Raw genomic sequence first — 5703 nt, 5'->3', positions numbered from 1 at the left:
CATTAAGGATAGGTCGGATAGATTAGAAGGTTAATTTTTATCTAATAAACCTAAAAATCTACAATATTAGATTTTTGATGTCCTTATTTTGTTGCCATTACCAGGCCCGGGAGGGCTCGAACGTTTCGGCTTGTACATTTTCAGCCCCGGTGCAGTTTCTCCTCACCTGCTTTGCGGGGGCCTTTTTGAGTACCGATGGAGTCGCTCAAATAAAAACTAATCATTAACGGCTAACTGCTGAAAACTATTTTCTCTTCAGTACCACAAAGTCGTGTGGTATAGCCCCTTCGCCGGGAATCCGGGAGATTTCCTGCCATTCGGTCATGTCGATTTCGGGGAAGTACGCGTCTCCATCCGGAAATTCCTGATGGACGTCGGTGAGGTAGATGGTATCGGCCAGAGGCAGGGTCTGTTTATAGAACTGGGCGCCGCCGATGATGAAGTTTTCTCCTTCCGGGAGGGATTTCAGAAGGTCGTCCAGGGCATGAAATACGAGGACTCCTTCGGGTGTTTTGTAATCTTTATTTCCTGTCAGGACGTAATGGGTACGGCCCGGGAGGACTTTGGGGAGGCTTTCGAAGGTTTTCCGCCCCATGAGGATGGGGTGGCCCATGGTGAGATTTTTGAATCGTTTCATGTCATCGGAAATATGCCAGAGGAGGGTATTCTGTTTCCCGATGACGTTATGTTCTGCCCTGGCTACGATGATGGAGAGGCTCATACGGATACCTCCATGGCGATTTTGTCGTGATGTTTATAGTCATCCAGCTGAATGTCTTCGGGTTTGAAATCGTAGAAGTCTTTGATATCCGGATTGAGGATGAGTTTCGGTGCGTCGTAGGCTTCGGGAAGTCTTGCGAGCTGGGTTTTCAGGCCTTCCACGTGATTTTCGTAGATATGGGCGTTATTGATGACGTGGGTGAAAAGTCCCGGCCGGAGTCCGGAAACCTGGGCGATCATGTGGACCAGGGCGGCATACTGGGTCATATTGAAGGGAACGCCGAGTCCCATATCTCCGCTCCGCTGGACGAGCATACAATTCAGCCGTCCGTCATCGGAAACGTCCCACATGGTGAGGAAGGCGCAGGGATAGAGGGCCATATCCGGCAGATCCTGGACGTTCCAGAGGTCTACCACCATGCGCCGGCTCTGGGGGTCGGTTTTCAGGGTTTTCAGGAGGGTATCCACCTGATGGTATTTCGAGAGCTGGTAGCCATAGGCTTTGCCGATGGTTCCGTCGGGCCGCATCCATTCGTCCCAGACATGACAGTTCCACCGCTGCAGGAGATGAACGTCATTGGACTGTTTCTGCCAGATCCAGAGGATTTCTTTCACGCTGGTCTTGAAGGCAACGAATTTCGTGGTGAGGATGGGAAATTCTTTTTCCAGGTCAAACTGCATGATCTGGTGGGGCAGTTTGTAGGCGGGCATGCCGGTCCGGTTCTGTCCCAGGGCGCCTTTTTCAAGGATGTTTTTCACGATGCCGAGGTATTCTTTGTCTGCGAGGCTCAATTGGGTTCCTCCTTTTACTACTTTGTTATTTATATACTTATATTATATAGAAATGTGGAAATACTGTCAGTGGGGAGTTATCAGTTATCAGTTATCAGAACGGTACGCATGGGGGCTTTGGTGTCAGTTGGCATTCTTACGATAGATAGCCCCCTTCACCGCCTTTGGCGGAGCTTCCCCCGTTGGGGGACGCGGGACGTAAGTGCCGGGAAAATTTATTTTCGAAAGTGCAGTTCCCCCTCACCCGCTTCGCGGAGCTCCCCGGGATGAGTTTACCTTCAAGCTCATTTTCGACTTGTACGATCGTACAGCCCCCCAGTCGCCTGCGGCGACAGCCCGCCGAACTTCGGGGGGCCTGCGAGGGGAGCCTTTCCCATTCGCATGACCTGCTGTAGAGACACTTTCGATGGTCAGAGTCATTTTCGACCTATACTTTTACCGTCGAAAGTGCAGTTCCCCCTCACCGCTTCGCGGAGCTCCCCGGGATGAGTTTGCCTTCAAGCTCATTTTCGACTTGTACGATTGTACAGCCCCCCAGTCGCCTTCGGCGACAGCCCCCCGAACTTCGGGGGGACTGCGAGGGGATCCTTTTCGCGTACCGATAGAGTCAATTCAGACCTGATTGTTTCGTCAGTCATTCTCACGTGTAAGGAAGAACTATATAAATCTATGCGGCGCTTTCCAATTTTTATGCGCCGCAACCTTCACGGACCACGAATCACGAATCACGAGATATTTTTATACACATTCAGTGCTTTATTAAATTCTCTGGCGTCTTCCGCATCCAATGCAGAGAGGACGCTTTCGTCTCCTGTAGAGAGTTTTCTCAGATTTTCTTCGGAGAGGATGGCGGGTTCTGTGGTTTTGTGATGGAGGGCGAGCCGTTTTCTTACGCTTTTGAGGAAGAGGTAGGCTGCGGTGGCTTTGAATTCTCCGGAGGGCGGCGGGACGGGGACTTTTTCTCCGGCCAGAATGTCGAGGAAGGGTTCTCCGTATTTGACGGCGTTATTTCCTATGCCTTCCAGTTTTTTGAGTTCCCTCATGGTGGTGGGATGTTTTTGAGCCATCTGATGGATGATTTCGTCGGTGAAGATGGCTCGCGGGATGGTATCATTGGCGCGGGCCAGATCATTACGAAGATTCAGAAGGGTTTCTTCGAGGGTTTCTTTCTTTGTATTTCCACTTTCTTCTTCGTTTAAAAGTTTCAGGAAGCGGTCTCCGTATTTTTCCAGTTTGAAGGCGCCTACGCCGTGGACGTGGGACATTTCTTCTTTATTGGACGGGTGAAGGGCGGCCATATTTTCCAGAGTGGCATCGGAGAAGACCACGAAGGGCGGGACCGATTCTTCCCGGGCGATTTCGGTGCGGAGGGCGCGGAGTTTTTCGAAGAGATTTCCTTCTCTGGCAGCGGTGCGTTCGATTTTTCTGGAAACGGCGGCATCGGCCATGATATCCTGGGCGCCAAAGGCAAGTCCCAGGACTTTCCGATTTCCTTCGAGGACTTCTCTGGCTTTGTCGGTGAGTTTCAGGATGGCATAGGGTTCGCCTTCCCGCCGGAGATATCCGTCGGCCACGAAGCTATTCAGGGCGCTCCGGATATGAGCTGTTTTTTCGAAGGAAAGTTTCCCGAAGGTGGGGCACTGGTCCAGTTTTTTGGCCAGTACGTTTTTCGTGCGGCTTCCGTGGATGACATCGGCAATGGCGGAGGCGCCGAATCGTTCGTGAAGGGATTCGATGGTTCTGAAAATGAGGGCAGCCGGTTCGGTGATGTCCACTTTTCCTTCCTGACTTTCACAGTTTCCGCAGTGTCCACAGGGTTCTTTCACCTGTTCCCCGAAGTAGGCAAGGATGTAATTTCTAAGGCACGAAGTGGTCTGGCAGTAATCCACCATGGCATTCAAACGCTGATAGTCCAGTTTTTTGATATCATCGCCCTGATTTCCCTGTTCGATGAGGAATTTCTGAATCCGTACGTCCTGTCCGCTGTAAAGCAGGATGCATTCGGCTTTCGCCCCGTCTCTTCCTGCCCGTCCGGCTTCCTGATAGTAGGCTTCGAGGCTTTTCGGCATCTGGTAATGAATGACGTATCGTACGTTGCTTTTATCGATTCCCATACCGAAAGCATTGGTAGCCACCATGACGGTCAAATTATCGAAGGAAAAATCTTCCTGCATTTTCCGCCGTTCTTCGTCTTCCATTCCGGCATGGTAACGGCCGGCCTTAATGCCTTTGGAAATAAGCATTTCGTAAATATTTTCCACCGCTTTCCGGGTGGCGCAGTAGATGATGCCTGCTTCTTTTTTATGATTTTTCACGTAGCGGAGGATGAAATTATCCCGTTTTGCTCCGGAAATGACGCGGAAGGAGAGATTCGGCCGGTCGAGGCCCGTACGGAAGACATGGGCATTTTCGAGGCCCAGGCTTTCTTTCATATCTTTTTCCACCACCGGAGTCGCTGTGGCTGTAAAAGCAGCTACAATGGGTTTTTGGGGAAGGAAATCGATGAACGCTTTGATCCGGCTGTAAGAGGGCCGGAAATCATGTCCCCACTGGGAAACGCAGTGGGCTTCATCGATGACGATCATGGAAATCGGGCACTGGGCCAGGCACTGGGTGAAGTAGGAAGGTTCCAGTTTTTCCGGGGCCATGTAGAGAAGTTTCGTCTTCCCCCGCCAGAGATCCCGGAGCCGTTCGATGGATTCATCATAGGAAATGGTGGAATTGACAAAAGAAGCGGGAATCCCCTGCTCCAGGAGGCCTTCCACCTGGTCTTTCATGAGGGAAATGAGGGGGGAAATAATGACGGTGCCGTAAGGAAATAAAAGGGCCGGAATCTGGAAACAGATGGATTTTCCTGCTCCCGTGGGCATGATGGCCAGTACATCTTCTCCCCGGCCGATGGCATGAATCACTTCCTGCTGCTTCGGACGGAAAGAATCATAGCCGAAAAAGCGTTTCAATACTTCCTGCGGTGTCATAGGTCTCCTCCTTTCTTTTTCGAATGGACTGTATCATTTTTATTATATCATTTCTATAAACATATTAGTCAGGAAGTTAGCCCTGTCCGTGATGATTTCGGTTTGAGGCTTTGGGGGCGATATCGGGAAGTCGGCCATGTGCGTGATGGATTCCGTTTATGCCAGGCGAGTGATAACGGGAAAGGTTCCTCGTCCGTGCAATAGCGGCAGCAAAAATCAGGCAATAAAAAATCGGCGAAATGAATCGACGATTTCTGTATTTCCGAAAAACATATGGTATAATCTGACAAGGATAGTCGGTAAAAGGCTTTTCCCCCGCAAGGGGGGTGATGCTATGAGCATTTACGAAGCTTTGTCTCTGATGATTGCTTTCGGCACGCTGGTAGCATTCATCATGAGGAATAAGTAAGTAATTCCTTGCATTGAAAAAAGCCTTCCATAGGCTTAGGAGGCTCTCTTCAACTCAAATAAGATTCGGGGAAGCCATTCCACCGCCATGGAATTTACCGGCTATCCCTTTTCTATTGATATTATATCATATTTCTCCAAAATTTAACGTTAGAAAATGTAACTTTCAATCAATACTCCCGATTCTATACTTGCACTCGAGAAAATTTTCCCATAAAGGAATGTGGAGCTCCTGAATCTGCGCCACACATTCCCGCCTCGTTCATCCCAACCGCCCAGATTTAAAGGGTTTCGAAGATGAAAGTTCGCCATTTCAAAGATAGTTATTCGATCAAAAACTTTAAAAAAATGGCCCGCATCCGATTCGGATGCGGGCTATTTTATATGGTTCTCTAGGACAATGGCTAAATCTAATATAAAAAGGCCGCCCTGTGAATCTGGCCCACCACCCCGAATCCGATCGATGCAAAGTTTCGAAGATAACTGATTTTTCAAAGTTTCAAAGAATTCCGCCACTGAAAACTGATAACCGGAAAATAGGGTAGAGTTATTAGCCCTCCCATTGCACCGTACGTACGGTCCTCGTATACGGCGCTACATTGTTACATCTATTCCTTAAGCTCAGAGAGTACTTCACTGGATTGACCAATCCCGGTCTGTCCTTTGTCGGCGTTTCCAGCATTTTGTTGTTAATCAACCATTCGACGCAGGGCAGGTTTGCCCGTCTATACAGTCCGCTTCTGGAATTTCCTGCTATGAGAATCCATTTCCTGTCAATCCCATTGTGGGTTATGCGTTTCAGTAT

The 5703-nt window shown here is 49.5% G+C and carries 4 protein-coding genes; 1 reads left to right on the top strand and 3 read right to left on the bottom strand.

The genetic code is table 11. The features are described 5' to 3' along the window. Positions 1–244: 244 nt before the first annotated feature. The 3 genes from VZT47_RS09110 to recQ all read right to left on the bottom strand — a co-directional run bounded on the left by VZT47_RS09110 (position 245) and on the right by recQ (position 4490). Positions 245–721 carry a dihydrofolate reductase gene (locus tag VZT47_RS09110; protein ID WP_330224652.1) on the bottom strand — a complete coding sequence of 159 codons (477 nt, stop codon included), beginning with the start codon at positions 719–721 and terminating at the stop codon, positions 245–247. Continuing rightward, complete coding sequence (locus VZT47_RS09105) at positions 718–1512, bottom strand: thymidylate synthase (RefSeq protein ID WP_330224651.1); 795 nt, start codon at positions 1510–1512, stop codon at positions 718–720. The genes VZT47_RS09110 and VZT47_RS09105 overlap by 4 nt, the downstream gene beginning before the upstream one ends. A gap of 725 nt (positions 1513–2237) precedes the next feature. Then, positions 2238–4490: a DNA helicase RecQ gene (gene recQ / locus VZT47_RS09100; RefSeq protein WP_330224650.1), complete on the bottom strand. Its 2253-nt coding sequence runs from the start codon at positions 4488–4490 to the stop codon at positions 2238–2240. A gap of 136 nt (positions 4491–4626) precedes the next feature. Here recQ and VZT47_RS10755 point away from each other — a divergent pair, with 136 nt between their 5' ends. Then, on the top strand, positions 4627–4899 hold the full coding sequence (locus VZT47_RS10755; protein ID WP_442877430.1) for a putative holin-like toxin: 273 nt from the start codon (positions 4627–4629) through the stop codon (positions 4897–4899). The last annotated feature ends 804 nt before the right edge of the window (positions 4900–5703 follow it).

It is taken from the genome of Dialister sp. (genome assembly GCF_036343215.1).
GTDB lineage: Bacteria > Bacillota > Negativicutes > Veillonellales > Dialisteraceae > Dialister.
The sequence above is the reverse complement of the archived record's forward strand: the minus strand, read 5'-3'. Positions and strand labels throughout refer to the sequence as shown.